Source organism: Ruegeria sp. CH6 (genome assembly GCF_056537005.1).
The window spans coordinates 626,972-653,089 of record NZ_JBQFQS010000002.1 but is presented as its reverse complement, the minus strand read 5'-3'; the positions used below and the strand labels follow the sequence as shown (position 1 = coordinate 653,089).

The window sequence follows — 26,118 nt, the reverse complement described above, 5'->3', positions numbered from 1 at the left end:
GGAAATCAGAACTGTGCCTGAATGGTCAGGTCAAAGTTCTGCTCCTTGTCGAAATCTTCCTTCTTGAGAGCTTTGGAAAAGTTGAACCGCAAAGGCCCAAACGGTGTTTCCCAGAGTACCGATACCCCCACTACGTGTCGTATGGATCCGTTGGCACCAACAATCGTAGCACCAGCTGTGTTCACGTTGTCGATATTATAGAGGTTACCAACATCATAGAAAACACCACCGCGCAGACCCAGCTCTTCAGGCAGACCCAATGGGAAATCTGTCTCGAACCTTGCAACCCAGTAGTAGTTACCGCCAATCGCGTCATCCTGCCCGTTGGACAAATCTCGCGGACCAAGACCAGCTGGCTCAAAACCACGGAATGTACTGGGACCAAGCACGTAACGATCAATTGTCCGGCTGAAGTCATTTCCTCTCCAGTGCAATGCGCCCAGCTCCAGGCTCGCACGTAAGGTCATTTCTTCGTTCAAAACCCTGGTCTGTGCTATCGTTCGTGCAGATGTCTTGAAGTACTGGTTGTCACCTCCAAGCCCTGCGGCATCCACGCCGACTTCGAACAGAACACCCGCATTTGGATTCAGACCACCCAAGCGGCTGTCATATACGTAGGTAAGCCCCAACGAACTGCTTACACGTTCACCTTGTGCAATTTCAGAAGTAATAACCGCTCCGTTTACTTCACCACTTTGCTGGGACATCTCACTGCGATCCCAGCCATAGCGAAGCCTCAATGCGGACAACTCGCCAATTGCATAGCTAAGCTGCGGCCTGAAGAATACCGATTTAGTATCATAGCTGGCGAAGCTTGAGTTGGTGCTGGTCAATCCCAGTCCCAAATCAAAGCGCAGCTTACGACCCAGCAGATATGGTTCGGTGAAGTTCAGGCTATACTCTTCAGCATCCTGTGCGGTCGAAAGATTGATACCAAGCGTTTGACCACGACCCAAGAAGTTAGATTCCTGCAATCCGATCGCAATACCAAAACCGTCCGAGACCGAATAGCTACCGCCAAGGCTCAATGAGCCGGTTGGCTGTTCTTCGACATCGACATCGACGATGACCTGACTTGGTGTTGTACCTTCGCGTGGTTCCACATCAGCGACCGCGAAGAAACCCAATGCCCGAATGCGTTCAGCACTCTGTCGTATCTCACGAGGATTGAATGGGTCACCTTCAACCGTATCGAACTGGCGTCGAATTACACGATCGAGTGTGGTTGTGTTACCTTCAATATCAATGCGCTCAACAAAGATGCGAGGCCCCTTGGTAAGAACGAATTGGACATCCAGCGTGAGATCGCGTTCGTTGCGTGTCACCCGGGGCTCGACGCGAAGGAAATCCACGCCTTGCTTGATTGCCAATCGTTCTTGCCGCGCGATTGAGTTCTCAACCAGGGTTGGAGAATACGTAACGCCCGGCTTGATCTTGAGCGCCGCTTGATATGCCGCAGCGTCCACGCCTGGGATTTCACTGACAGTACTGATTTTGCCGAACTTGAATTTCTGCCCTTCGGTGATGTTCATAACCAGGAAGAAAGCATCTCGCTCACGTGTGAACTCGACATTCGCGCTGTTCACTCGGAAGTCGACATAGCCACGAGACAAGTAAAAATCACGCAAGACCTGCTTATCAAACTCGATCCTATCCGCAATGAAGGTATCACCGCGCAAAAAGGTTCGAAGAATGTTTGCCTGCTTGGTCTCAAGTACGCGGCGCAGACGACGGTCAGAATAAGCACGGTTTCCAACAAAACTGACGCGCTCAATCTCGATAGTGGTACCTTCGGAAACTTCGAAAACGAGGTCGACGCGGTTTTCGCTACGCCGAATGATCCGCGGTATCACGGTGGCCGAAACACGGCCTTGGGCCGAGTAGATTTCAGCGATCAGGTCAGCATCTGTTTCCGCAACCTGAGGCGTAAAGACACGCCTTGGTTCGGAGGATATGGCATCAAGCAGCAAATCGTCCTTTACGCGACGGTTACCTTCGATGCTGATCTGGTTGATTGTCGGGTATTCCTGCACATTGATAACCAATGTGCTCCCACGAGGTGTCAGCTCGACTGTTTCAAAAACGCCACTGTCAAGCAAACGCTGGTAAGCGTCGTTCAACTGGCCCGCTGTTACAGATTGACCAGGTGCGATTCCCGTTCTGGCAATGATTGTCGAACTTTCGATCCGCTGATTTCCATCAACCTGAAATGAACTGAAGCTATAGTTTTGCGCCTGTGCGGCTTGTGGCAAAACCAGTAAACTCATTGCTGCAAAGAGGAAAAAAATCGTTAGTGTCTGCCACAAAATGTTGCCTTGCGGCTTTTGCATACCGCAGGATGTGCCCGCGCCTCTCCTGTAAGCCATATTTTTCTCTACCTAGAATTTTCGGACTTTAGAAGTTGAGTAACGGCATTGGCGCGCGTTGTCAAAAGACCAAACACAAACGCGACCCAATGGGCCGCGCAATGTAAATTTTCGATAGCGTGTGAAGAATCAGAAACCCAAGACGATGGCGACCGTGGCAAGATACGCGCCAACCGTCAGAGCGAGCGCAGTGACCCCAAAGCTTAGTAAAACATCCCAATTCAGGACGAATAGGAAGCGAAATCCCTGATAAGATTTTTGCAGTGCCTTGGTCATGATGCCGGTTCCGGACATAGAAAAATTACCCCAATTCTATGAACTCGAATTAGGGCAATTTTACGACTTTAAGGTGCCGCAGGTGTCACATTTAGCAGAACAGATCGTTGCTGACCGCAAATAGCATCAACGACAGAATCAGGGTAATACCTACAGTCATCAGCACCCGTAATGCCTTGTCGCTTGGCGGCTTACCCGCCACGGCCTCATAGGCGTAGAATACCAGATGACCTCCATCAAGCGCTGGGATTGGAAACAGGTTCAACAACCCGACCGCCGTAGACAGGACAGCAATGAAAAAGATGAAGTTCTGCGCGCCCTGGCTTGCCATTGCGCCCGATGTTTCGGCGATACCGATTGGGCCAGACATGTTGCACGTGCTGATAGCACCGGTAACCATGTGCCAGATACCCGACAAAGACCCTTCGATAATGCGGACAGTCTGACGGACCCCCCCGGACAAGGAATCAACAATACCGGCCGGTTCCGTCGCAGGCTCCAACATCATGCCGCCCACGATGCCGATACGCCAATGCGTAACAAAGCCACCATCCGTTTGCGGTTCATCCGTTCTTCGTGGGGCAAGTGCGAACTCCAGCTCTGCCCCATCACGCCAGACATCCAGCAACAGAACCTTACCATCAGAGCTTTCCACGTGCTCTTTCAACTGTGAAAAGGCAAAGATCGGATCACCATTGACGGCGGTGATGACATCGCCTTGTTCAAGCTGGATGTCCATCGCCGCACTGCGCGGCGCAACCTGCTGAATCAGCGGAGGGAAAAGCCATGGCGCAGTCACATCGAACGTCTCGCCATCGCGAATGATCGTGTAATCAAGCGCCGGTTCCACCGGCAACGAGCGGGTAAAATTGCGCCACCCGCCTTCTTCATCAAAATCGGGTACTGGTATGCCTGCGATGGCTACGATTTCATCACCATCCTGCAATTCCTGAGCCGTTCCCGGCAGTGGGTGCAGTGATCCGACTGTCAACGGCTCTCGGGATACTCCATCCGACCAGAAAATCAGGCCAAACACCAGGATCGACATTACGAAGTTGAATATCGGACCTGCTGCCACAGTTGCAGCACGAGCCCACAAGGGCGCGCCGTGCATCGTACGGCGCAGCTCTTCAGGGCTTTGTTCGACGATTTCGGCCATCGCCTCTTCATCCTTGCCCGAAGCAGCGTTGGCGTCCCCCAGAAACTTGACGTAGCCACCAAAGGGCAGCAATGCGATCTGCCACTTCGTTCCCCGCTTGTCTACGCGGCTCCATAGAACCGGGCCGAATCCGATTGAGAACACCTCAGCATGGATGCCCGACCAGCGCCCTACGATGTAGTGACCATATTCATGCACCGCGACGATGACTGACAGCGCGATGACAAAAGCCAGTATAGTATAGAGCAAATTGCCGAATTGAGGGATCAGAGAAAGTATATCCAAAGTTTTTATCCTGCTCTTTGCAATACGGCGTCATCCACCCATTGCCGTGCCAGATGGTCCGTTTGATGCACGTTATCAAGGGTCAGAGTGGCATCAAGAAGATGGGACTCGCTTTCAAACCGATCCAGAACTGCAGCCACCGCATCGGCCATGTCCAGAAACCGGATACGTCGATCTATGAAAAGATCGAGTGCCCGTTCTTTTGCGGCGTTGAATACGGCGCCGGACAAACCTCCCCGCTCCATCACCTCACGCGCAAGGCGCAATGCCGGATAGCGAGCTTCATCAGGTTCCTGAAAGCGCAATTGCCCGAGTTTCGCCAGATCCAGCCGGTTTACCGGCAGCTCGCGCCGCTCTGGCCAGTGCAGCGCATAACCGATTGCATGCCGCATATCTGGCGCTCCAAGATGGGCCATAACCGCGCCATCGTTAAACCCAACCAGCGAATGAACTATTGACTCCGGATGAACCAAAACTTCGATCTTTGTTGGGGCGATCCCAAAGAACTCTTTTGTTTCAATCAACTCGAGCGCCTTGTTGAACATCGATGCGCTGTCGATAGTGATACGCTGCCCCATGTCCCAGTTGGGATGGCTCGAGGCTTGTTCGACGGTCGCATTCGCAAGATCGCCAATCGGCCAGTCGCGAAAAGCCCCACCGCTTGCGGTGATAATTATGCGTTCAACAGCCGCCATATCTTCACCAACAAGCGCCTGAAACACAGCCGAATGTTCGCTATCTACCGGCAATAGCCGCGCATCATGTTGTTGCGCGGTCTCTAGGACCAATTGTCCAGCGCAGACCAGCGTCTCTTTATTTGCAAGTGCGAGCGTTGCGCCCTGTTTCAACGCCTCAATTCCCGGCGCAAGACCTGCTGATCCGACGATTGCTGACATCACCCAATCGGCGGGACGTGCGGCTGCTTCTTTAATTGCGGCCTGACCAGCCGCGGCCTCCACACCACTGCCGGACAGTGCCGCCCGCAAGTCATCAAGACGATCATCATAAGCCGTTACAGCCAAATCTGCGCCCAGCCGAATTGCGTCATCGGCAAGTTGTTTGGTATTTGCACCACCGGTCAATGCGACAACATCATATGCATCGCGATCGCGCGCAATCAGATCAATCGTATTTTGTCCGACTGATCCGGTCGCACCCAGGATTGTTATCTTGCGCATTACATGCCTCCGGGCGCGTAGAATAACCCAGCGATCAGCACAAACAGCGATGCTCCCATCATCCCGTCAAAGCGATCCAGAAATCCTCCGTGCCCGGGGATCAGGTTTGAACTGTCTTTTACGCCAAATTTCCGTTTTGTTGCGCTTTCCACGATGTCGCCCGCCTGACTGGCCATCGAAGCCAGCACTGAAATCAACACGAACATGATGCCGAAACCGGCCTGCATTGCGAAGATGCCGCCAACGATTGCTGCGGCAGCCCAACCACCGGCAGTTCCCGACCAGGTTTTTTTGGGGCTCACCTTTGGCCAGAATTTAGGGCCACCGATAGTTTTGCCCACAAAATACCCGGCAACGTCGGTGGCAACGACCACCGAGATCAACCAAACCATCCAGCCGAAACCCATATTTTCTCGGATCGAAATGAACCCCAGGCCCGAAGCCGCGATCCAGATCGCAAACAAAGCGTAAATTCCGCGCGCCTTTTGCACCTGCCCGGCACCGACAAGTGCAGGAGCCAACAGGAAGGGAAGCTTGTAGAGCGGTGGGAGATGATAGCTGAGAACAACTGCAAATCCAGTCAGGATACCCAGCTGGATAGCAACACCGCTCCGCTCTGGATCAACCATTCGGACCAGTTCCCAGGTCATCAGACCACAGGCAGCTGCTATGAACGCCTCGAACCACAGACCACCAAGCCAAACTTCGATTGCACCGATTGCAATCAAAACAACTGCGGACAATATGCGGGCAGTCAGATCAGACCATCGGCCATCACTCATGCTGGAACCGCTCCAAAGCGCCGCTCTCGGGAACCAAAGCTCTTGCAAAGGCGTTCCAACTCGGCCGCAGTAAAGTCAGGCCAAAGTGTATCGATAAATTCGTATTCGGAATACGCCGACTGCCAGAGTAGGAAATTTGAAATCCGTGCTTCGCCGCTGGTACGGATCACCAGATCCGGATCCGGTAGTACCCTAGTATCCAGATATCTGGGCAGCGTTTCTTCGTCGACATCGTCAGGCAGCAGTTTTCCGTCAGCGACATCGCGTGCCAACCGCTGGGTTGCACGCGCGACTTCATCCCGACCGCCATAGTTCAACGCAACGGTCAGGTGGACAAGGTCATTATCCTGCGTTTCCCGCTCAAGTGTATCCATCAAATCGGTCAGCTTTGAATCCAGCCTCACCCGATCACCGATAAATCTCACGCGGATACCATTCTCTTTCAGCGTCCGCGTTTCTTTCACGATGTAGCGTCGAAACAGGCTCATAAGCCCGGCGACTTCGACCTGAGTTCGTTTCCAGTTCTCAGTCGAAAACGCGAACACTGTCAGATACTTAATCCCCAGTCCCGGGCATGCCTCTACAACTTCGCGCACGCGACGGGCACCGGCATGATGACCAAACAAACGTGGCCTTCCCCTCGCCTGAGCCCAGCGGCCATTTCCGTCCATAATGATGGCAACATGGCGCGGCCCCTGGACCGGCGGTGTTTGGGGATCCTTGGGCATGATCGTGACTCAGACCTGCATGATCTCGGCTTGCTTGGTCTCAAGAGCGGTATCGACCGCTTTGATCATCTCGTCGGTCAGATCCTGAACTTCAGCTTCCCAAAGTTTCTGATCATCTTCGGACATGCCATCGGCCTTGGCCTTCTTGATCTGATCCATACCATCACGACGGACGTTGCGGATCGAAACACGCGCGTGTTCAGCGTACTGGCCTGCAACCTTGCCCAATTCGCGACGGCGCTCTTCGTTCAACTCCGGGATGGGCAGCATGATGATCGTGCCGTTCAACTGTGGATTAATACCCAGTCCGCTTTCACGGATTGCCTTTTCGACCTTACCAACAAGACCTTTGTCCCAGACATTTACCGTAACCATGCGAGGCTCGGGTACGTTGACGGTACCGACCTGGTTAATCGGGGTCATTGAACCGTAGGCATCCACCATCACAGGCTCGAGCATCGAAGCAGAAGCGCGCCCCGTGCGCAGCGAGGCAAATTCGGTTTTCAGGTTGGACATAGCGCCGTCCATGCGGCGTTTAAGATCATCGGTGTCCAGAATAAAATCATCAGACATGCTGCTCACTCCCCGTATTCAGGTGCTGTTCGGATGGGTCTTAAGCCATCGCAAATGGGATGTATAGCAATCATGATCAGGAATTGTACCAATGGCCAGAGTTGTTTCTGCCATTTTGTACCATTTTCCAGAATAGAAGACCGGCCAGCACGATGACTGACCGGTCAAAGGAGTTTCGGTAATGATCAGCTGTTTACATCAACAACGACGCGACCCTTTACCTGTCCCTGAAGGATATCAGCGCCCAATTGCGGCAAATCGGACAATGTCGCGGGATGCACCATGGCTTCCAGCTTGTCCATCGGCAGATCGGTCGCGACGCGTTGCCAGGCCCTCACACGGTTATCATAAGGCTGCATTACGCTGTCGATGCCAAGCAGGTTCACGCCACGCAAAAGAAATGGGATCACGGAAGCAGGCAGAGCAGCACCACCTGCCAGGCCAACAGCCGCAACGGAACAGCCATACTTCATCTGCCCCAGCACGCGGGCAAGCATTGCGCCACCTACGGCGTCAACGCACCCTGCCCACATCTCGCTTTCCAATGGGCGTTTGGTTGTCTCATTGAGCTCATCCCGCGGCACAATAGTCGTCGCACCCAGAGATTTCAGATAGTCTTCGGTCTCAGGGCGGCCAGTAACTGCCGCAACTTCATATCCCAGATTGGCCAGAATTGCCGTGGCGACCGACCCTACGCCACCCGCTGCGCCGGTGACCAATACCGGACCATGATCAGGTGTCAGCCCATGATCTTCCAATGCCATTACTGCAAGCATTGCGGTAAAACCTGCCGTCCCGACAGCCATCGCCTGACGTGCGTTCAAGCCCTCGGGCAGAGGGACAAGCCAATCAGCTAGAGCATTTGCTTTTTGGGAATACCCGCCCCAATGCGCCTCGCCCACGCGCCAACCAGTCAGTACGACCTTGTCGCCAGGCTTGTAACGATCATCCGAAGATGCCTCGACCGTGCCCGCATAGTCGACGCCTGGAATATGTGGATAGCTGCGCACAAGGCCGCCACCCTTGGGCGACATACACAGTCCATCTTTATAGTTGACGGTCGAATACTCAACGGCAACTGTCACTTCTCCGTGCGGCAGCATATCCTCAGATACCTGCTTGACCGACGCGCTTGCCAATCCACTTTCTTCATCTTTTTCAACGAGTAACGCATTAAACATCATCTTGCTCCTAGCGACGGGTCTGTTGACCCTTGTTTTTTTGGTCTGGCTTGATCAGCGCCAGAATTTCTCCTGCACTTCAGCCCAACGCATTCCATGCTCGGTCAATACCTCGACCCGTGTTCCCGAGCCCCAATGGGACCTGTCGACCATACCGATTGCGACATTCACCCCAAACTCAGGTGAGAAAACCGCCGACGCCACCTGCCCGACCTGACCTCCATCGGCCATCAATGGCCACGCTTCAGTGCAGGGTCCGATCTCTCCTTCAATGATAAGCGGTCGAATTTGGCGTGGAGGGCCGTTTTCCGCCTGATCAGCCAAAGCTGTCTTGCCGATGTAGACTTCTGGTGAATTGCAAAACCGTCCCAGCCCACATTCATAAGGCGTGTTTTCGCGCCGCATATCCGAGCCAAAGCTCAGCAAACCGCTTTCGATCCGCTCAATATTGTTCGGACACCCCGCCCGCACATGCAGGTCACGACCTTGGGCAAACAGCGCATTCCACAATGGCATACCGTAGTCGGAACCTTCGACATAGATCTCGAACCCGCCCTGTTTCGACCAGCCAGAGCGAGCCACAACAAACTCGGTGTCCTCAAATGCCAGACGTTTGTAGCGGAAGAACTTGATATTACGGACTTCTTCGCCAAAAACGCGCGCCATCAAATCGTCTGCTTTTGGTCCCTGAACCGCCAGTGGCGAGACATCCGGTTCGGCGATTTGAACATCCAGATTCAGCGCAACGGCTATCCCCAGTGCAAATTGCCAGAAATCCCCATCAGCCACCGACAGCCAATAGTGATCATCGGCAAGCTTGATTGCTACCGGATCATTCAGCATGCCTCCATTCTGGTCAACAACGGGAACATAGTAGCACTGATCAGCCTGCATCCGATCCATATCGCGAGGGCTGAGCATCTTCATCAGACGCAGCGCGTCTGGCCCTTTGATCTGAACCTGACGCTCACAGGAGACATCCCAGACCTGCACATGTTGCTTGAGATGCGCCGCATCCGCTTCGACGCTTTCAAAAAAAGTCGGCAACAGCATATGGTTATACACTGTGTACCCGCTTACGCCCTCGGCTTCGACACCAGGTGAAAACGGTGTTTTTCTAACGCGGCGGCTGGGTGTGATGACTGCCATCTCAAAAATCCTCGGGCAGAAAAACAAGGTCGCTGACCGGAGCGTCTGAGCCTGCTTCGGTCAACATTTTGTGCAACTGACCCCTATGGTGGGTCTGATGATTGAACATGTGGATCACACATTGCGCGTAAGGCTTTGTAACATCGTCCTCTTTTGCAGCTGAGAACCATGTGAAAGACCCCTCGATCGGATCATCCCCTAGGGTCTGAGCCCAGTCAGTGATACGCGCGTCAATGGTTTCGCGCAGCGGCAGCCACTCCGCCAGATCAGCACAAATTGACGTGCTTTCCGGAATGCCACCATCAGGGGCAGCGCCTTTGTCAAAGCGTGACATCCAGATCCAGTCGCCCCACAGAAGATGGTTTGCTGTACCCATGATGGATCCGAAAAAAGCACCACGATCACGGGTTAGTTCGGTAGGCGAAATCTCCTGAAGAAAAGCAGCCAACTGGCTGTTTTCCCAATGATTATATCGGGCCATTTCCCGGGCAAACGCTCCGGTAATCATCACTTGGGCCCGTGCCAGTCGATTGGGCAAATCTCGGCTGATTTGCCACCGAAATCCCAAACCCGGCCATAGTCACGCACCTTGGACTTGGTGCCGCGAGCAACGATAATGTCCGGGCCCATCCAATATTTTGAGTTCGACACCATGACAGGATGCTCGGGGTCTTTACCCGCCAGCATCTCAATCTCACCCTGAATTTTTCGCCCGATTACGATCCGGCGCTTGTTGCCATCGCGTTCGATCTGAACCGGCGCACGCTCAGCACCGATAATCTCGCTGACCAACATGGTGAACAAACCGGTGGTTCCACCTGCTTGACCACTGAATATCTGCAGCAATCCATTATAGGCCTTACCGCTTGCACGCTCATCCATATAAGCGGCGACTTTCCATTGCCCTTCGCCCATGCGTCCCGGAATATCGACCAGCAGGCCCACATTCAGGCCCGAGAGGTCCTCGCCCTCGTAATGTCCTTCGTCGATGATCACGCCCATCCAAGCGTGACAATGCCCTTCGGTCGGAGGATGCGCGCCCAGCGAAACCACGCAAGGACAGAACACGTCACAGGAACAGTTCAGGATCAATTCGCCCTTGATGGCCCATTCAGTCGGGCTCATCTCGCGACGTTTTGGGTTTGGCATACGGCTGTCGATGCGTTGACTGATCGGCAGCCTGTCGGATTCCGGTTTTCTGTTCTTTGCCATAGACTTATCCTCCGAATGCAACAGGGTAGATGAGCAGAGCCAAGCCGCCCGCGATCAATAGGAACCCCATTGGACGGGTCAGGATGTGCCCGATCTGGGGGAGTTTCTCCAAAACCATGAACAGCGTCGCGAGACCCATCCACAAGAGGCTCATTACGCCGCCGACGAAGCCAAGCGCCATAAAGCCCCAACAACAACCGACGCAGAATGCGCCGAGACCAAGGCCCATCCGCAGACCACCGGTAAAGCCCGTTTTCCAATGACCCAGGAAATACGTCATCGGTGCATGACAGACTCCATGGCAGACTTCTTTGACGCGGGTAAACTGAAACGCACCGACTGCGATAAGCAAACCACCAGCCACCAAATGTGATTTAGCAATCCCGAGCATATCCACGACCCCGCCAAACAACAGGGCCAGCTGCACGCTGGTAATCAGCGCTGCAAATCCAACCCAGACAACGAAGTAACCAGCCAATACTCCAATCCATCCTGCGCGGGTGCCGTTGGCGCTGCGGATCAGGTCTTCATAGCTGCGCAGTGTCGGTATCAGCGTCGGCAGCATCATCGCGGCCATCATGATGGCCCACATCCAGAACAGCGGCCCGAACTCGGCCATGGGCATGTACATGTCCATCCGGGGATCCATGGCCCTCATGGCTTCGCCCATTGGTCCGGGGCGCCCGATCCAATCGAGATCCATATCACGGCTCATCGAGTACATCATCCACCACGACCACAGGATCATGATGTAGAAACCCAGCCATAACCCGCTGCGTATCAATGCGCGATGCAAGTGTCCCTCCCGACTCATCCCTTGCTTTTCAAATGTCAGACTTTTAAATGTCAGACAAATAAAAATTTACATTGGCCGCCAGAACATGAAACTCAAACCTTCGAAACCTACGGATCTGTCGGCGCATATTGCTCAGGCTATTCGCGATGCGATTGTATCAGGCGAACTGATCGTAGACGAACGGTTGCCTTCGGAAGCCGAACTTTCAGATCAGTTTCAGGTGTCGCGCCCCACTGTTCGCGAGGCTTTGAAAAGGCTGGCAGCTCAGTCGCTTATCCGGACACAGCGTGGCGCATCCGGTGGGGCTTTTGTTAACAAACTGAGCTTCGAGGACGCCTATTCTCAGCAAGTCACGACCTCGACTTTGTTGCTGTCGATGAATGCCGTAAGCTTCGATACAGCCTGTGAGGCGCGTTATTCTCTGGAACGAGCCTGTGCGGCTCTGTCTGCCGAAAGACGCACAGCCGATCAACTGGCCACGATGCGGGCCGAGATTTTTCGGCAGTCACAACCCGGACTTACGGATGAGGCGTTTTGTGCATCAGATGTTTCGTTCCACCGGGCGTTGGTGGATGGTGCTGCCAATCCGGTTCTGTCCTATCAGTTGGCCGGTGCGGTCGAGGCGATGCAGCCCCTGATGAACATGATCACCTTCACCGCGCGATCCCGGGAAGAGATCATCGCCCTTCACAGCCGGATTGCAGACGCGCTTGAGGCCCGCGATGCCAAAGCGGTAGATCAGGCGTTGCTTGAGCTTGAAGCCTATACCCGCCAATTGGCGCGCGATGTCGCCGAGAAACGACGTAAACTGGACTGAGATCCGATCAGAGAAAGCTTGACCCAAGACACAGACGAAAAGGACACTCGAGCAGGCACCATGACACCCGGCATTAAGACCGGAACTCTCAATAAAAATTGAATTTCAATTGCTTACGGGAGGACGTTATGAACCAAAGACCGGACCCAACCTTTTATCCATCAGCCAAGCTTGCGATGGAGGGGCCTACTGAAACTCTGGCTTTTACGCTGATGCTCAGTCCTGATTTTTCTCAACCGGATGGATTGGCTGTTGTGAACGTCGATCCAACTTCGGATGATTTCGGGAAAATCGTTCATCAGGTGATCATGCCAGAAAAAGGCGACGAGTTTCACCATTTCGGATGGAATGCTTGCTCTTCATCCTTATCACCGCTCAGTGGTCATGCATTTCTGGAACGTCGCTATCTGATTATCCCGGGTATTCGATCCAGCCGGATCTACATCATTGATGTGAAAAGCCCGCTGGAAGCCAAGATCCACAAGATTATTGAACCCGAAGAAGTCTTTGCAAAGACTGGGTATTCCCGCCCTCACACGATCCATTGCGGACCGGAGGGCATCTATGTCAGCACGCTTGGCGGCGGTGGCAAAGATGGCACTGATGGCCCTCCGGGTATCTTCATCATGGATTGCGAGAGTTTTGAAATCATTGGCCGTTATGAGATCGAGCGCGGCGTGCAAGACAAACACTATGATTTCTGGTGGAATCTACCACGGGATTACATGGTCAGTTCTGAATGGGGCCTGCCTCCGCAATTCGAAAACGGGATCGTCGCCGAAGATCTGCTATCGAACAAATATGGTCATCGCATCCATTTCTGGAACTTGCGTAATCGGACCAACATCCAGACTATCGATTTGGGTGAGAACCACCAAATGGCGTTAGAAATTCGCCCTGCCCATGATCCGGTCAAACAGCACGGTTTCTGCGGTGTCGTGGTCGACACGACCAACCTGCAAGGCGCGATATTCACGTGGTGGCGCAACGATGATGGAACGTTTGAGGCCAAAAAGACCATAACCATCGATCCGCAGCCCGCTGATCCGGACGATCTGCCAGACTTGCTAAAGGGCTTTTCTGCCGTACCACCACTGGTCACGGATATCGATCTGAGCCTGGACGACAAGTACCTCTATGTGTCCTGCTGGGGAACCGGAGAGATGCATCAGTATGACGTATCAGATCCAATGAACCCGAAATTGGCCGGTAAAGTCGAAATCGGCGGTATCGTCAAAAAGACCAAGCATCCCAACGGGCAAGAATTTGGTTATGGCCCGCAAATGGTCGAAATCAGTCGGGACGGTAAGCGTGTCTACTGGACCAACTCACTGTACTCGACCTGGGACGATCAGTTTTACCCTGGCGATCGGGGTGCGGCGATGGTCAAAGCTGATGTAGGTGAAAACGGTGGCCTGACGCTGGATCCGAATTTCTGGGTCGACTTCCCAGATGGTTATCGCAGCCACCAAATCCGATTGGAGGGCGGCGACTGTTCGACGGACAGCTTCTGCTACCCCTCCGTTTGATTTGGAGTTTCTGATGACATCAACGGCCGGCCTCTGGCTGGCCGTTGTTCTGAGCGGCGCCTATCACGGCTTAAATCCCGGCATGGGATGGCCGCTGGCCGTATCTGCAGCACTGATGGAACAGCGTCAGTCCGCGCTCTGGCGGGCTTTGGCTGCTCTGGCCGGTGGGCATTTTCTGGCCATGCTAGGAGTGCTGTTGCCCTTTGCGCTTATGGCGGTTCTGGTGGATTACCAGCGCGAAATCAGAATTGGTGCGGCGCTGATCGTCATCGCGATGGGACTTTACATCGCCATTGTCCGAAGACATCCCCGCGCCCTGTCCCGCATCCCGCCAGGCAAATTGGCTTTGTGGTCGTTTCTTGTGGCCCTCGCGCATGGCGCGGCTTTGATGTTGGTGCCAATCTATCTGGGCCTCTGCGGTTTGGACGAACTAGACGCAGGCCATCGAGCGGTTTCTGAAATTATGACAACCAACGGCCTTTTGGTTTTGACCGTTGCTGCCGTTCATACCATCGCGATGGTACTTGGAGGCGGAGTTCTTGCGTATGCGGTTTATCGATGGCTTGGTCTGCAATTTCTCTCACGCAGCTGGTTCAATCTCGAGCTTATTTGGGCACTAAGCCTGATCTTGGTTGGCGTGCTTGGGCTCTGGTCAGCGATTTAGGTGCTTTTCTTTGCTTTCAGTCGGATTACTCTTTCCGGTCAGATACTAAGAACACATGAGGCTAAAATGATAACGACCGTCAATGTGATTGCCGCATTGCTTACAATTGGCTTTGGGCTGTTCGGGTTTCTGGCACCCGCATGGACTGCTACCTCGCTAGACCTGGCCCCAACTAACAGCAATATGGGACTGAGCGAGATGCGCGCGTCGGTCGGAGGTCTGTTTGTCGTGACCGGAATCGCAGTCCTTTGGCTCAACAACCCGATGGCCTACGCCATGCTGGGTGTTGTCTATGCCGGTGCGGCATTGGGCCGGTTTGTATCACTTGCGCTGGATAATCCGCCACTTGTCAAAGCAGCGACCTTTGGTGGAATCGAACTGGCGCTCGCGGCCTGGCTGATTTTCGCAAACATCAGCAAAACCTCATAACCACTTGATAATGCTTGTGTCAGGGTAACCCATTCTGGATTTGCATCCGACCGGAACGTCACCTATATAGGGATTGTCCTTCGGGACTATGGACATAAACGCGCTCGTAATAAGCGGATCGGACCCGGGGGCGGTACCCGGCGGCTCCACCAACATCCTTCGTTTGAGGATCATGGGGCCGAAATAGGATCGACGAACGTCTAAAGGGGTTAGCTTTGTCTCGGCTGTCTGCCACCGTTACCGGCGAAAATAGTACAATTGCAAACGACAATCGTGCTCCGGTTGCAGTTGCTGCGTAAGCAGTAACAAGACCGAAACTTAAGCCCTTGCGCCTAGCCGCGTAAGGCGGGGTTCGCAGGTACCTGGCAACAGAAACCTGCATTTAGCTACATAATGTCTGAGTTTTTTGCCTCTGAATTCCATTCCGGTTCAGAGTTTATTCACTCTTGTTCTTCAATCTCCGCTCAAAAGACAGGAGATCCGGGATGACGAATTCAGAGAGATTACGGACGTGGTATTCCGAAGTCTGGGAAAAAGGAAACACCGACGCGATTGATCAGTTCTTTTCACCTGACACCATGGCCGAAGGGTTGATTCCTGAAATGCAGGTCGGCGCAGATGATTTTCGCGATCTTGTCACGGCCTTCCGGCACATTCTTGGTGAAATAACCGTGGATCTGCCTAAGATCATTGAGGATGGTGATTGGGTCTCGGGCGTTTTGCACGTCAGAACATTCAGGGCCGACAACGGTGCTCCGCTGGAGGTTACTGGGCAGGTCATGGCGCGGTTTAAGGGTGACAAGATGGTTGAAGCCTACAACCAGTTCGACTTTATCTCGCTCTTTGAACAGTTGGGCCAGTTTCCCCTCGATACGCTCCCTGTTTGCATGACCGGGCAAAGGCTCGACTGGGCATAGCCACAAACCACGCAATCTTGACCCTATCTGCGGTTACGCTGTAGCAAGACCCCATGGGGTCAGCTTGCGAACACCCCGTGAGGCGGCAGCCCAAGTTTCGCATGTATCGGAAATGACCGAGGAAACATGCTATGGCTGCCCCAAACGCAATTACGCCCCGACAACTCATGCGACTGGTCGGAACACCGCAAGTTCCGGTGCTGGTCGACATCCGAACCGATCCGGACTTTGAGGATGATCCCTGCCTTATTCCCGGTTCTGTGCGTCACCCCTACTCAGACATCGAAGGCATCATAGAACTGGTTGGCGATAACCCATGCGTCATCATTTGCCAAAAGGGTAAGAAACTCAGTCAGGGCCTGGTGTCCTGGTTGATGAGCGAGGGCCACGCCGCAGAGTACCTGGAAGGTGGTATGTTCGCATGGAGGGACACTCCTGAGGCGCTGTCGGTTCCGGTTTCCGCAGTACCCGCCCCCGTCGGAGAGAATACACTTTGGGTGACACGGCATCGTCCGAAAATCGACCGCATAGCCTGCCCTTGGCTGATCCGACGTTTCATCGATCCAAAGGCCAAGTTCTTGTTTGTGTCTCCAACCGAGGTTCAGGGCGTCGTAGATCAGTTCGGGGCAACTCCGTTTGATATGGAAGGTGTGTTTTGGAGTCACCGGGGCGAACACTGCACCTTTGATACGATGCTGGATGAGTATGACCTGCGCTCACCCGCATTGGATCGGCTATCAACCGTCGTTCGCGCAGCAGACACCAATCGACATGAATTGTCAGCCGAAGCTGCTGGCTTGCTTGCCATATCGGTCGGGTTATCTCGCCAATATCGGAACGACCATCAGCAATTGGAAGCCGGTTTGGCGTTCTATGATGCGCTTTACCGCTGGGCGCGCGATGGTTTCGAGGAAAGCCACGACTGGCCTACGGATCGCAAAAAATGACCCCGACCACCAAAGAGCTTGTTCAGGTGTTTGGCCGCATCGGGCTTTTGTCCTTTGGCGGCCCGGCGGCCCAGATTTCATTGATGCATCAGGAACTGGTGGAACGGCGCCCCTGGCTGGATGAGCAGACTTATTTGCGCGCTCTGTCGCTGTGTATGCTGCTACCGGGGCCTGAAGCGATGCAACTGGCCACCTACGCGGGCTGGCGATTGCGAGGGGTTGCAGGGGGATTGATCGCCGGCAGCCTGTTTGTCCTGCCCGGCGCCTTGATCATCGCGATATTGGTAGGGCTTTATGCGGCCTATGGTGATCTACCATTGGTTCAGGCAGCGTTTCTGGGCGTCAAAGCCACTGTTATCGTTATCGTTGTGCAGGCACTAAGAAATCTCTCACGCAAGGCGCTGACCGATACCGAACATCGTGTGATTGCAATATTGGGTTTTGTGGCAATTTTTGCGCTGAATCTGCCGTTCCCCTTGATCATTCTGGCGGCTGCGATCTGGGGCTATGTCACGTCTAGAAATTCAGTTGCCGAGGCTACATCATCCCCCTCCCCGGCACTCACCAGTCACATTCGCACAGCTGCGATCTGGCTGACACTTTGGCTGGGGCCGCTCATACTACTCACTTTGACCGGGCAAACACTTCTAAGCGATCTGGGTTGGTTCTTTGCCCGATTGGCGGTGGTCACATTCGGCGGTGCCTATGCGGTTCTCGCGTATATGACCCAAACCGTTGTTGATACCTACCAGTGGATCAGTACCGATCAAATGATTGACGCGCTGGGCCTGGCTGAAACAACCCCAGGCCCGCTTATTCTGGTCACCCAGTTTGTGGCTATGCTGAGCGGTCAGATCGCCGGAGGTGCCTCGCTGGCTATTGCAGCGGGAATCGTGGCTCTTTGGGCGACGTTTGTACCATGCTTTTTGTGGATATTCCTTGCGGCCCCGTATCTGGACCGTATTGCCACACGTCCGCGGCTGGCAAACGCAATGCGCGGCATCACAGCTGCGGTGGTCGGAGTGATTCTCAACCTCTCAGTGTGGTTCGGATTAAACGTGCTGTTCGGATCAGCCCCGGACTTAACATGGGGTCCGGTCTCCCTGCCCGTTCCTGAGCTTGCTACGTTGGATGTTTCGGCCCTTGTCCTGACAGTCGCCGCTGCAGTGTTGATTTTCCGGCTGAAATCCGGTTTAGCCACCACTTTGGTCGTAATGGTTCTGTCCGGAATGGCTCTGCATTTAATCTGAACAATCAGGCACAACCCGGTCTTTCGTTTCCGTCCAAATCCCCTATGCTGAGGATAACCACTTTCGAGGATGACACATGTCGCAAGACATTGATTATGGGAACTTGATGCACACGGCCATGCGTGGCCTGATCAAGACTGTTCTGAGCAGCGTTGCAGAAACCGGCCTGCCCGGTGCGCATCATTTCTTCATTACTTTCGACACCCGGCAGGAGGGCGTTGATATCGCGGATTGGCTGCGGCAGCGCTATCCGGACGAGATGACCATCGTCATGCAGCACTGGTTTGAGAATCTCGAAGTTGGTGATGGCGGTTTCTCGATCACGCTGAATTTCGGTGATGCACCTGAGCCGCTCTATATTCCGTATTCTGCGATCAAGACATTCGTAGACCCTTCGGTAGAATTCGGCCTGCGCTTTGAAAGCCCGGACGATACGGAAGAAGATGAAGAGCTTGATCACATCGTCGAGCAAACGATTGAAGTGATGCCTGACGAGCCGGAAGAGCATCACGACGCAGATGTCGTATCGCTGGATAGCTTCCGCAAGTAATTGACTGATTAAGTCGTCTGTAAGCCCCGTCCTGTGCGGGGTTTATTGTTTTTGAAGGAACGTATCAACCGACCGCGATTTCACACCGTTACGGAACCGTGTGAAAGACAGATCAAGGCCACCATCAGCCAGTGTACGGTCAAACTGCTGCAGTTCGTATCCGCCATCCTCGTCGATAAACAATGAGAACACGGTCAAAGTATCCCCTACGATGCGGCCCCAGACGAAAGGTTCACCTTTCATCGGGTCCAGGGGAACTTCGTGGCCAAAAACATTTCGCTTCATTGCCGCCGAATAAACATCCGGCCGATCCGAGGGACGAAAATCCACCGAGAATTTTTGTTCCTTCACCCGCCCGTCATGCTTGTACGTCGTCGTATGCCAGCTGACATTGAAGCCGCTGCTGGTTTCATGGATCGAAACGCTCATGTCACGGGGTGTAGTCGTACCATCTACATCAACGACATTGGCTGAACCAACATAGTCTCCGATAAACGGCCCAATACCGGTTGCATGTGCCTGTCCGACAAACAGCGTCGCCCAAAGCGTGAACATCGCCGCCAGGGCGGTCAAAAACGAAGGACGGGTCCTAACTGAAACGCGCATGTAACCTCCACCGCGGCGATATGTTTATTGTAGCTCAGCAGTCAGCGCGCACAATGGTGCTGTTTCCGATGTTAACAAGAAAAATGACGCTTCCGCCTGCCTATACCTTTGGTCCCCTTGGGTTTATGGTGCGCGCAACTGGCCGATTGCGCCTTGGCTCTGCTATGGCTAAACGGCATACGACTGCATACCAGACGGAGTGACCGATGTCTCAGACCCGCACCGAATCCGACAGCTTTGGACCGCTTGAGGTTCCCGCCGACAAGTATTGGGGCGCGCAAACACAGCGTTCGATCATGAACTTCCCCATCGGCTGGGAAAAGCAGCCCGTCGCCATCGTGCGTGCGCTGGGCGTGATCAAGAAAGCCTGTGCCATGCAAAACAAGGCGACAGGCGAGTTGGACGCGAAAATCGCCGACGCGATCATTGAGGCAGCGGGTGAAGTTATTGAGGGCAAGTTCGACGACAACTTCCCTCTGGTCGTTTGGCAGACTGGTTCCGGCACCCAATCGAACATGAACTCGAACGAGGTAATTGCTAATCGCGCGATCGAGATTCTGGGCGGTGTAATCGGTTCCAAAAAGCCGGTCCACCCCAACGATCACTGCAACATGGGACAATCGTCCAACGATACGTTCCCAACCGCGATGCACATTGCTGCGGCCATGAGTGTTCGTGACGTTCTGATGCCCGGGCTGGAAAAGCTGGCTTCGGGTCTGGAACAGAAATCGGAAGAATTCAAAGACATCATCAAAATCGGTCGTACTCATACACAGGATGCGACGCCTTTGACTCTGGGCCAGGAATTCAGCGGCTATGCACATCAGATTCGTCAGGGAATCGCGCGTGTAGAAGCTGCGATGCCCGCAATCTATGAGCTTGCTCAGGGCGGCACCGCCGTTGGCACCGGTCTGAACACTCAAAAAGGCTGGGGCGAAGCTGTTGCTGCAAACATGGCCGACATCACCGGCTTGCCCTTTGTCACGGCCCCCAACAAGTTCGAAGCACTGGCCGCCCACGACGCCATGGTATTTCTGTCGGGTGCTTTGGCGACCGTCGCAGGATCCTGCTACAAAATCGCCAACGACATTCGTTTTCTGGGTTCGGGCCCGCGCTCGGGACTGGGTGAACTGATCCTGCCCGAGAATGAGCCCGGATCGTCGATCATGCCGGGCAAAGTGAACCCGACACAGGCTGAGGCACTGACCCAAGTGGCAGCTCATGTGATGGGCAACGACGCCGCGATCAAGTTCGCAGGCAGCCAGGGGCATTTTGAACTGAACGTCTACAACCCGATGATGTCCTACAATCTGCTGCAGTCGATCCAGTTGTTGGGCGATGCAACCGACAGCTTCACCGAACGGATGCTGATGGGCACCAAAGCCAACGAACCGCGCATCGAAAAGCTGATGAAGGAATCACTGATGCTGGTTACTGCCCTGGCTCCGACCATCGGCTATGACAACGCCACCAAGGTAGCCAAAACAGCGCATAAAAACGGCACCACTCTGAAAGAAGAGGCCATCGCGCTCGGTTTTGTCGATGAAGAAACCTTTGATGCTGTTGTACGTCCCGAACAAATGATTGGTCCCAAGTGATCCGTCTGCGTAACGCTCTGCCGGTGTGCCTGATCCTGTCGGGCACTCCGGCTTTGGCGGACGCCCAGCTTTTTGGGCTGATTGACGAGCGGTTGGAGTGGATGCGCGACGTTGCCGCCTTCAAATACGCAAATGACAAACCCGTCGAAGATATCGAGCGCGAAAAGGTCGTGTTGGCTAAGACCGTCGAAGAAGCTCAAGGCGCAGGTATTGATCCCGTCAGCGCCCGTAAGTTCTTTGAGGCGCAAATTGAAGCAGCCAAAGAGATCCAGACCTGCTGGATAGCGCGCTGGACGGATGGAGAGGCAGAGGCTCCGACGGAGTTTCGCGACCTTGCTGACGAAGTACGCCCCGCCTTGATCAGCCTTGGCGGTGAAATCATCCAGCAGATATCCCAACACACGCCAGTCCCCGAAACATCAGGCCCTGAATTTGATGCGCAGGTACAGGTCGATTGCCTGTCGGATGCCACGCGTGGTGAGCTGTTTGTGCAGTTACAAAACATACCGCCCCGAAAATGAGTAAGCTGATCAACCTCAACCAAGTTCGCAAGCAAAGGGCCAAGGCCCAAAAAAAGAAACGCGCGGATGAAAATGCGGTACGTTTCGGTCGGAGCAAAGCTGAAAAAGATCTTGATCGAACACATCAACAAAAATCTGACCGCAATCTGGACGGCCACGAGATCGAAGAATGAGCGGCCGTCCTGTCAAACGCTCTCTGACCCTGAAAGGTCATCGGACTTCCGTCTCTCTGGAGGATGAGTTCTGGCAGGCATTTCGCGAGATTGCGAAAACCAAAGAAATTCCAATCAATGTGTTAGCGGCTGAAATTGATGTTTCTCGTGATCCTGAAACCGGTCTCGCCTCAGCCATTCGTGTTTTCATTCTGAACTGGTATCAGCAACAGAATTGAACCCTTGCCGATCTTCCTTTTTCCTGACTAAACTGACGGGAACAAAAAGGGTACATTATGAGCAAAACAGTTATCGGCCCAGATGGTGAACAGCGCTGCGCGTGGTGTCAGGCAGCACCTGAGTTCTTTGAGTATCACGACAATGAATGGGGATATCCGGTCGCAGATGATCAGCGCCTGTTTGAAAAGCTCTGCCTCGAGAGTTTTCAGTCCGGGCTGAGCTGGCGCACAATTCTGGCCAAGCGAGAGAACTTTCACAAAGCATTTTGTGGATTTGATTTCAATAAAGTAGCAGGTTTTACTGATGCTGATATCGAACGGCTTTTGCAGGACGAAGGCATTGTGCGCCATCGCGGAAAGATCGAAGCGGTCATCAACAACGCACAGCGTGCTCAGGAACTGATCGCCTCTGAGGGATCAATCGCGGGGTATGTCTGGCGGTACGAGGCCGAAAACCCGCCAGAACCGCAAACCGCATCCACATCACCTGAATCAGTCGCCATGTCGAAAGATCTCAAAAAACGTGGATGGAAGTTCGTCGGCCCCACAACCGTTTTTGCATTTATGCAGGCCATGGGGTTGATCAATGACCACGCAACAGGCTGCGCACAAAGAGAAAAAGCGACGCAGTTGCGACGCTCCTTCCAAAAACCAACGTAATAAGGCTCCCCTTGAGGGGGCTTTATTAGACTGAAGCGCGGTAGATCTTATCGATGTTACCACCCAGCGCGGTATTGAATTCGCTGTCCGACTGCTGCTTGGACAGACCTTCAGTCAATGCGCGCGAGAATGACGCAATCATTTTGCCATTCTGATTCAGCAGATCGCATGCTTCTTCGGTCGTGTATCCACCAGACAGCGCGACAACGCGCAGAACACGCGGGTGATCTGCCAGTGCATCATAGAGGTTTGCTTTGTTTGGAATGGTCAGTTTCAGCATCACATCCTGCCCATTGGCCAACTGATCGAGGTTCTTCAGGATTTCTGCTTTCAGAATATCCTCAGCCTCAGCCTTGGTCTCGGAATGGATGTTTACTTCGGGCTCAACGATCGGAACCATGCCTGCGCCGATAACCTCGCGCGCTACATCGAATTGCTGGGCGACCACAGCAGCGATACCTTCTGCATTTGCCTCGTGAATCACCGAGCGTTCCTTGGTACCAAACACACCCTCAGCCTTAGCCAGCGTTTCCGCCAGTCCCGGGATCGGTTTCATCATCTGAACACCGTTAGCCTGCTCTTCCAGGCCTTTGTCGATTTTCAGAAACGGTACGATGTTCTTTACCGACCACAGATAGTCGGCAACACCACGACCGTCGATTGTCTCGCCTAGTGTGCGTTCGAACAGGATCGCGCCGATCACTTTGTCCTTGGTGAAATCGTCCGCCAGAATGATACGCGCGCGCATTTTCTGGATTTCGCCAAACATCTCTTCGTCATTGTTGTAGTCGGATGCTTCAACGCCATACAGCGCAAGCGCCTTAGGGGTTGAACCGCCGCTTTGATCCAAGGCCGCAATGAAACCTGCACCGTTGGACATTTGCTCGCGCTGTTCTGCCTTGGACATAACTCTTTTCCCGTTCAATAATGATTCCGCTTTTTTCAACCGCATACAGCAAGGCGTTGGGCGATGGTAGTTTGTTAGCGCTCAACCAGCCGTAACCAAATTCCGTCTTTCGAACGCACAGTCAGATGTGCGACTGGAACCGGTGTCCGACCTTCGATCAACTCGAACCGAAAGTGGCGCAAGAGCATGGACAGGATTAGAGGTCCCTCCACCATCGCAAAGCCAGCACCTGTGCAGACACGTGGCCCTGCCGAAAAGGGGATGTAGGCTTCTCTTTGACATTTCTTGCCATTCTCGGTTCCCCATCTGGTCGGGTCGAACTCATCCGGCTTGTCCCACAGGCGTTCCTGACGGTGCAGGTGCCACGGGCTCAGGACAATCTGCGAGCCCTGGGGCACATCCCGGTCTCGAAAGCGTTCGGGACACGTTGTTTCGCGCACCATCATTGGAACCGGAGGATACAGCCTCAGCGCCTCGCGAAAGACATCCCGGCTGAGTCTGAGTTTTGAGACAGTGGCAAATGAAGGTTCCTCTAGTATCTGCGCCTCGGCCGCCAGTTTCTCCTGCCACTCCGGATAAAGCGCCATCAGATACAGTGTCCACGCCAGAGCAGACGCACTGGTCTCGTGACCTGCCAGAAAGAATATGGCCACCTGATCGATCATTTCGTCCGTATTGAAACGGTGTCCGGTCTGCGGATCCGGGGTTGTCATGATCTTGGTGGCAAGATCATCCGGTGCCTGACCCGCCGATATAGCGGCTGCCCTTTCGGTCGTTAGACGTCCAATGAGTGCTCGGATTTCTTTGGCGTTCCTGCGGGTTTTAGCCGAATGAAACCGTGGCACCCAACGCGGCAGAGGTATGAACGCTGCGAGGTTCAGAAGCGGTTGTTCCCTCTGGTATGCGCGAAACTTCTCAAAAACCTGCGCCGCGATCTCATGCTCAATCGGAACCGAAAACAGAGTGCGAAAGATAACATCTGCAGCTGCATGGCTTGTGACTTCCTCACATTCGATCTCACTGCCGCTTTGCGAGCGCAGACGATCGACGCAAGCTTGCGCCGCAGCCAGCATGGCCGGGAATGTGTCCTTCAAGCGACCGCCTTCAAACGCGGGATCGATGATACGGCGCTGGCGCTTCCAGGTATCGCCATTGGTCAGAAAAACCGAGTCACCAAGCAGCGGACGCAACCCCTCACTGATGCGGTTTGATTTGGGAAAGTCGTCTGGTCGCTGCTTAAGTACCGTGTTGATCAGTTCAGGCTGGTTGATCATGTATGACCGAAAAAACGGCGTACGAAACTCGGCCATCCAGGCCCGATACAGTCGCTGGGGTTGCGCGGAAAGCAAATCCTGACGAAAGAGCTTCAAGTAGCGCCAGAGCGATACCTTATCTGGGCGAGCCTGAGGCTTTGGGGGCGTCATGCAGCCACCGATGTGTATTTGGACACAGAGACATCGATACGTGACTTGGATGGCGCTCTGCCGTCGAACCTCTGAGACAAGGCTTCAGGGCCAGCGGTTATCCGAAAGTAATCATAGTCGCCCGGTCGGTCGAACGCGCAAAGGTACTGGAAATGAAGCCGAAAGAACCTCCACCGCAGTTCCTGCCAGCGCTCAGGAGACAGGGTTTGAGTGAACGCAGCGGATAACACCAGCGGCCAACGCTTTTCAGGACCAGCAACGCCACTGACCGACACAGGATCACATAAAGCGAAGGCACACCCATCACCGGGTGCTGATACATCAATCCAGGTCAGGTCTGTGCGGGTCGACAGAAAGCTCAGATCAGATCGCAACTGATCGGCTTTGGGCAGGAACGAAACCATCGGCACCACCTGCCCCAGTGTAAGGAATGACAGTGTCGGGCCCTGCCCCTTGTTTTTCTGATCACGCAGCAAATCCGCCAACACGGAAACACCCAGATGGGCACCAGAGCTATGACCGACAACCAGCACTTCATCTGCATCAGAACTCAGGGCTTGCGCAATCAGAGATTTAAACTCGGCCAGGCGCGCACGCATCTCGGGAGACGTTTCCCCCCAATGGCGCGCAGAATGGGCATAGTCATGCATCAGGTAGTAGGCAAACAAGCGATTATCTATTTTGCGAAACCAGTTCAGTAGCGCGTAGGCTGCAATCAGTGCAGGTAATAAGGCGATCCAACCTACAAACATCGTCAGCACCGCGAAAACACCCCACGCAGCGAGGACAGCGATCAAAAGCTGGAACAAGAGCATCCCAACAGGATAAAGCGCGGCAATGACAGGACCCTTGCGCAGTCTCATCAAGCGCCACAAAACACCAGTTGAGATATAAATCCAGGCTGTTTGAGCCAGTTGCAGATATGTGGCCCCAATGGAACGCGCCATACTGTCCCGCACGATATCCGACCAGACCAGAACCTCGACATCCGTCTCTGTATCAACGCCGTCCTGCCGCGATGTCACGTGCCAACCATACGGCCCATCGCCGGATCTGGCAGAAACTGCAATCTCGTATCCTGAGATTTTAGACTGCAGATGCCCTTCTTTGCGGTAAAGCTCGCGATAGCGGCGAGGATGAATCGGGTCATAGCCAGGTATGTAAAATACCCTGCGTTTGCGCACCTTTTGCTGCGTTTTCTGACTGCTCATTGCTTTGACCTC

29 protein-coding genes and 1 other RNA gene are annotated in these 26,118 nt (G+C 53.9%); 14 read left to right on the top strand and 16 right to left on the bottom strand.

Annotation, left to right across the window (positions count from 1 at the left end; translation table 11 throughout):
* Positions 1-5: 5 nt before the first annotated feature.
* The 12 genes from bamA to ACR0CW_RS07485 form a co-directional block, all read right to left on the bottom strand.
* Positions 6-2,366 (bottom strand): outer membrane protein assembly factor BamA, encoded by a 2,361-nt coding sequence (gene bamA / locus ACR0CW_RS07540; RefSeq protein WP_170330471.1) that lies wholly within the window; start codon positions 2,364-2,366, stop codon positions 6-8.
* A 129-nt stretch (positions 2,367-2,495) separates the two neighbouring features.
* Entirely contained in the window at positions 2,496-2,642 is a 147-nt protein-coding gene (locus ACR0CW_RS07535) for a hypothetical protein (RefSeq protein WP_170330473.1), read from the bottom strand.
* A gap of 91 nt (positions 2,643-2,733) precedes the next feature.
* The gene (gene rseP, locus ACR0CW_RS07530) at positions 2,734-4,086 is read right to left on the bottom strand and encodes an RIP metalloprotease RseP (protein WP_155139136.1); all 1,353 of its coding nucleotides are present in this window, start codon (positions 4,084-4,086) and stop codon (positions 2,734-2,736) included.
* 5 nt (positions 4,087-4,091) lie between these two features.
* Positions 4,092-5,264: a 1-deoxy-D-xylulose-5-phosphate reductoisomerase gene (gene dxr / locus ACR0CW_RS07525; RefSeq protein WP_480787325.1), complete on the bottom strand. Its 1,173-nt coding sequence runs from the start codon at positions 5,262-5,264 to the stop codon at positions 4,092-4,094.
* Complete coding sequence (locus tag ACR0CW_RS07520; protein ID WP_480787324.1) at positions 5,264-6,046, bottom strand: phosphatidate cytidylyltransferase; 783 nt, start codon at positions 6,044-6,046, stop codon at positions 5,264-5,266. Before ACR0CW_RS07520 ends, dxr begins: the two co-directional genes overlap by 1 nt.
* A complete protein-coding gene (locus tag ACR0CW_RS07515) occupies positions 6,043-6,774 on the bottom strand; it encodes an isoprenyl transferase (RefSeq protein ID WP_170330481.1) in 732 nt (243 codons plus the stop codon). Before ACR0CW_RS07515 ends, ACR0CW_RS07520 begins: the two co-directional genes overlap by 4 nt.
* Before the next feature lie 9 nt (positions 6,775-6,783).
* Complete coding sequence (frr, locus tag ACR0CW_RS07510; RefSeq protein ID WP_155146946.1) at positions 6,784-7,347, bottom strand: ribosome recycling factor; 564 nt, start codon at positions 7,345-7,347, stop codon at positions 6,784-6,786.
* A gap of 185 nt (positions 7,348-7,532) precedes the next feature.
* Entirely contained in the window at positions 7,533-8,528 is a 996-nt protein-coding gene (acuI, locus tag ACR0CW_RS07505) for an acryloyl-CoA reductase (protein WP_155146948.1), read from the bottom strand.
* A 54-nt stretch (positions 8,529-8,582) separates the two neighbouring features.
* Positions 8,583-9,677, bottom strand: a complete 1,095-nt coding sequence (locus ACR0CW_RS07500) for a dimethylsulfoniopropionate demethylase (RefSeq protein WP_480787323.1) — start codon at positions 9,675-9,677, stop codon at positions 8,583-8,585.
* A 1-nt stretch (position 9,678) separates the two neighbouring features.
* Positions 9,679-10,185 (bottom strand): DinB family protein, encoded by a 507-nt coding sequence (locus tag ACR0CW_RS07495; RefSeq protein ID WP_480787322.1) that lies wholly within the window; start codon positions 10,183-10,185, stop codon positions 9,679-9,681.
* Positions 10,185-10,889 (bottom strand): DUF1326 domain-containing protein, encoded by a 705-nt coding sequence (locus ACR0CW_RS07490; RefSeq protein ID WP_155146951.1) that lies wholly within the window; start codon positions 10,887-10,889, stop codon positions 10,185-10,187. Before ACR0CW_RS07490 ends, ACR0CW_RS07495 begins: the two co-directional genes overlap by 1 nt.
* A gap of 4 nt (positions 10,890-10,893) precedes the next feature.
* Positions 10,894-11,703 (bottom strand): DUF2182 domain-containing protein, encoded by an 810-nt coding sequence (locus ACR0CW_RS07485; RefSeq protein WP_480787321.1) that lies wholly within the window; start codon positions 11,701-11,703, stop codon positions 10,894-10,896.
* A 67-nt stretch (positions 11,704-11,770) separates the two neighbouring features.
* Between ACR0CW_RS07485 and ACR0CW_RS07480 the strand changes: the two genes are divergently transcribed.
* The 9 genes from ACR0CW_RS07480 to ACR0CW_RS07440 all read left to right on the top strand — a co-directional run bounded on the left by ACR0CW_RS07480 (position 11,771) and on the right by ACR0CW_RS07440 (position 18,788).
* Positions 11,771-12,502: a FadR/GntR family transcriptional regulator gene (locus tag ACR0CW_RS07480; RefSeq protein WP_480787320.1), complete on the top strand. Its 732-nt coding sequence runs from the start codon at positions 11,771-11,773 to the stop codon at positions 12,500-12,502.
* A 128-nt stretch (positions 12,503-12,630) separates the two neighbouring features.
* Entirely contained in the window at positions 12,631-14,031 is a 1,401-nt protein-coding gene (locus ACR0CW_RS07475) for a selenium-binding protein SBP56-related protein (RefSeq protein WP_480787319.1), read from the top strand.
* 13 nt (positions 14,032-14,044) lie between these two features.
* Positions 14,045-14,695: a hypothetical protein gene (locus ACR0CW_RS07470; protein ID WP_170330495.1), complete on the top strand. Its 651-nt coding sequence runs from the start codon at positions 14,045-14,047 to the stop codon at positions 14,693-14,695.
* 66 nt (positions 14,696-14,761) lie between these two features.
* A complete protein-coding gene (locus tag ACR0CW_RS07465; protein ID WP_155146960.1) occupies positions 14,762-15,124 on the top strand; it encodes a DUF4345 family protein in 363 nt (120 codons plus the stop codon).
* A gap of 36 nt (positions 15,125-15,160) precedes the next feature.
* Positions 15,161-15,507: a transfer-messenger RNA gene (ssrA, locus tag ACR0CW_RS07460) on the top strand.
* Between the two features lie 102 nt (positions 15,508-15,609).
* Positions 15,610-16,041: an ester cyclase gene (locus tag ACR0CW_RS07455; RefSeq protein WP_480787318.1), complete on the top strand. Its 432-nt coding sequence runs from the start codon at positions 15,610-15,612 to the stop codon at positions 16,039-16,041.
* A 131-nt stretch (positions 16,042-16,172) separates the two neighbouring features.
* Positions 16,173-16,988, top strand: coding sequence for a chromate resistance protein ChrB domain-containing protein (locus ACR0CW_RS07450; RefSeq protein WP_480787317.1), 816 nt, complete (start codon positions 16,173-16,175; stop codon positions 16,986-16,988).
* On the top strand, positions 16,985-18,238 hold the full coding sequence (gene chrA, locus ACR0CW_RS07445) for a chromate efflux transporter (protein WP_480787316.1): 1,254 nt from the start codon (positions 16,985-16,987) through the stop codon (positions 18,236-18,238). The genes ACR0CW_RS07450 and chrA overlap by 4 nt, the downstream gene beginning before the upstream one ends.
* A 76-nt stretch (positions 18,239-18,314) precedes the next feature.
* Positions 18,315-18,788: an SspB family protein gene (locus tag ACR0CW_RS07440; RefSeq protein ID WP_480787315.1), complete on the top strand. Its 474-nt coding sequence runs from the start codon at positions 18,315-18,317 to the stop codon at positions 18,786-18,788.
* A 42-nt stretch (positions 18,789-18,830) separates the two neighbouring features.
* On the opposite strand, the gene ACR0CW_RS07435 is transcribed toward ACR0CW_RS07440, so the two are convergent.
* Positions 18,831-19,394 carry a hypothetical protein gene (locus ACR0CW_RS07435; RefSeq protein ID WP_480787314.1) on the bottom strand — a complete coding sequence of 188 codons (564 nt, stop codon included), beginning with the start codon at positions 19,392-19,394 and terminating at the stop codon, positions 18,831-18,833.
* 206 nt (positions 19,395-19,600) lie between these two features.
* Between ACR0CW_RS07435 and fumC the strand changes: the two genes are divergently transcribed.
* Genes fumC through ACR0CW_RS07410 form a run of 5 tightly spaced genes read left to right on the top strand, consistent with a single transcriptional unit; the run spans position 19,601 to position 22,564 of the window.
* Positions 19,601-20,992, top strand: coding sequence for a class II fumarate hydratase (gene fumC / locus ACR0CW_RS07430; protein ID WP_480787313.1), 1,392 nt, complete (start codon positions 19,601-19,603; stop codon positions 20,990-20,992).
* On the top strand, positions 20,989-21,513 hold the full coding sequence (aroQ, locus tag ACR0CW_RS07425) for a gamma subclass chorismate mutase AroQ (protein ID WP_480740650.1): 525 nt from the start codon (positions 20,989-20,991) through the stop codon (positions 21,511-21,513). The genes fumC and aroQ overlap by 4 nt, the downstream gene beginning before the upstream one ends.
* Positions 21,510-21,686 carry a DUF4169 family protein gene (locus ACR0CW_RS07420; protein ID WP_480740647.1) on the top strand — a complete coding sequence of 59 codons (177 nt, stop codon included), beginning with the start codon at positions 21,510-21,512 and terminating at the stop codon, positions 21,684-21,686. Before aroQ ends, ACR0CW_RS07420 begins: the two co-directional genes overlap by 4 nt.
* Positions 21,683-21,904, top strand: a complete 222-nt coding sequence (locus ACR0CW_RS07415; RefSeq protein WP_480740645.1) for a ribbon-helix-helix domain-containing protein — start codon at positions 21,683-21,685, stop codon at positions 21,902-21,904. The genes ACR0CW_RS07420 and ACR0CW_RS07415 overlap by 4 nt, the downstream gene beginning before the upstream one ends.
* Positions 21,905-21,961: 57 nt before the next feature.
* Positions 21,962-22,564, top strand: a complete 603-nt coding sequence (locus tag ACR0CW_RS07410) for a DNA-3-methyladenine glycosylase I (RefSeq protein WP_480787312.1) — start codon at positions 21,962-21,964, stop codon at positions 22,562-22,564.
* A 25-nt stretch (positions 22,565-22,589) separates the two neighbouring features.
* On the opposite strand, the gene ACR0CW_RS07405 is transcribed toward ACR0CW_RS07410, so the two are convergent.
* The 3 genes from ACR0CW_RS07405 to ACR0CW_RS07395 form a co-directional block, all read right to left on the bottom strand.
* Positions 22,590-23,471 carry a fructose bisphosphate aldolase gene (locus ACR0CW_RS07405; RefSeq protein ID WP_480787311.1) on the bottom strand — a complete coding sequence of 294 codons (882 nt, stop codon included), beginning with the start codon at positions 23,469-23,471 and terminating at the stop codon, positions 22,590-22,592.
* 74 nt (positions 23,472-23,545) lie between these two features.
* Positions 23,546-24,895, bottom strand: a complete 1,350-nt coding sequence (locus tag ACR0CW_RS07400) for a cytochrome P450 (protein WP_480787310.1) — start codon at positions 24,893-24,895, stop codon at positions 23,546-23,548.
* On the bottom strand, positions 24,892-26,106 hold the full coding sequence (locus tag ACR0CW_RS07395) for a hypothetical protein (RefSeq protein ID WP_480787309.1): 1,215 nt from the start codon (positions 26,104-26,106) through the stop codon (positions 24,892-24,894). Before ACR0CW_RS07395 ends, ACR0CW_RS07400 begins: the two co-directional genes overlap by 4 nt.
* Between the last annotated feature and the right edge of the window lie 12 nt (positions 26,107-26,118).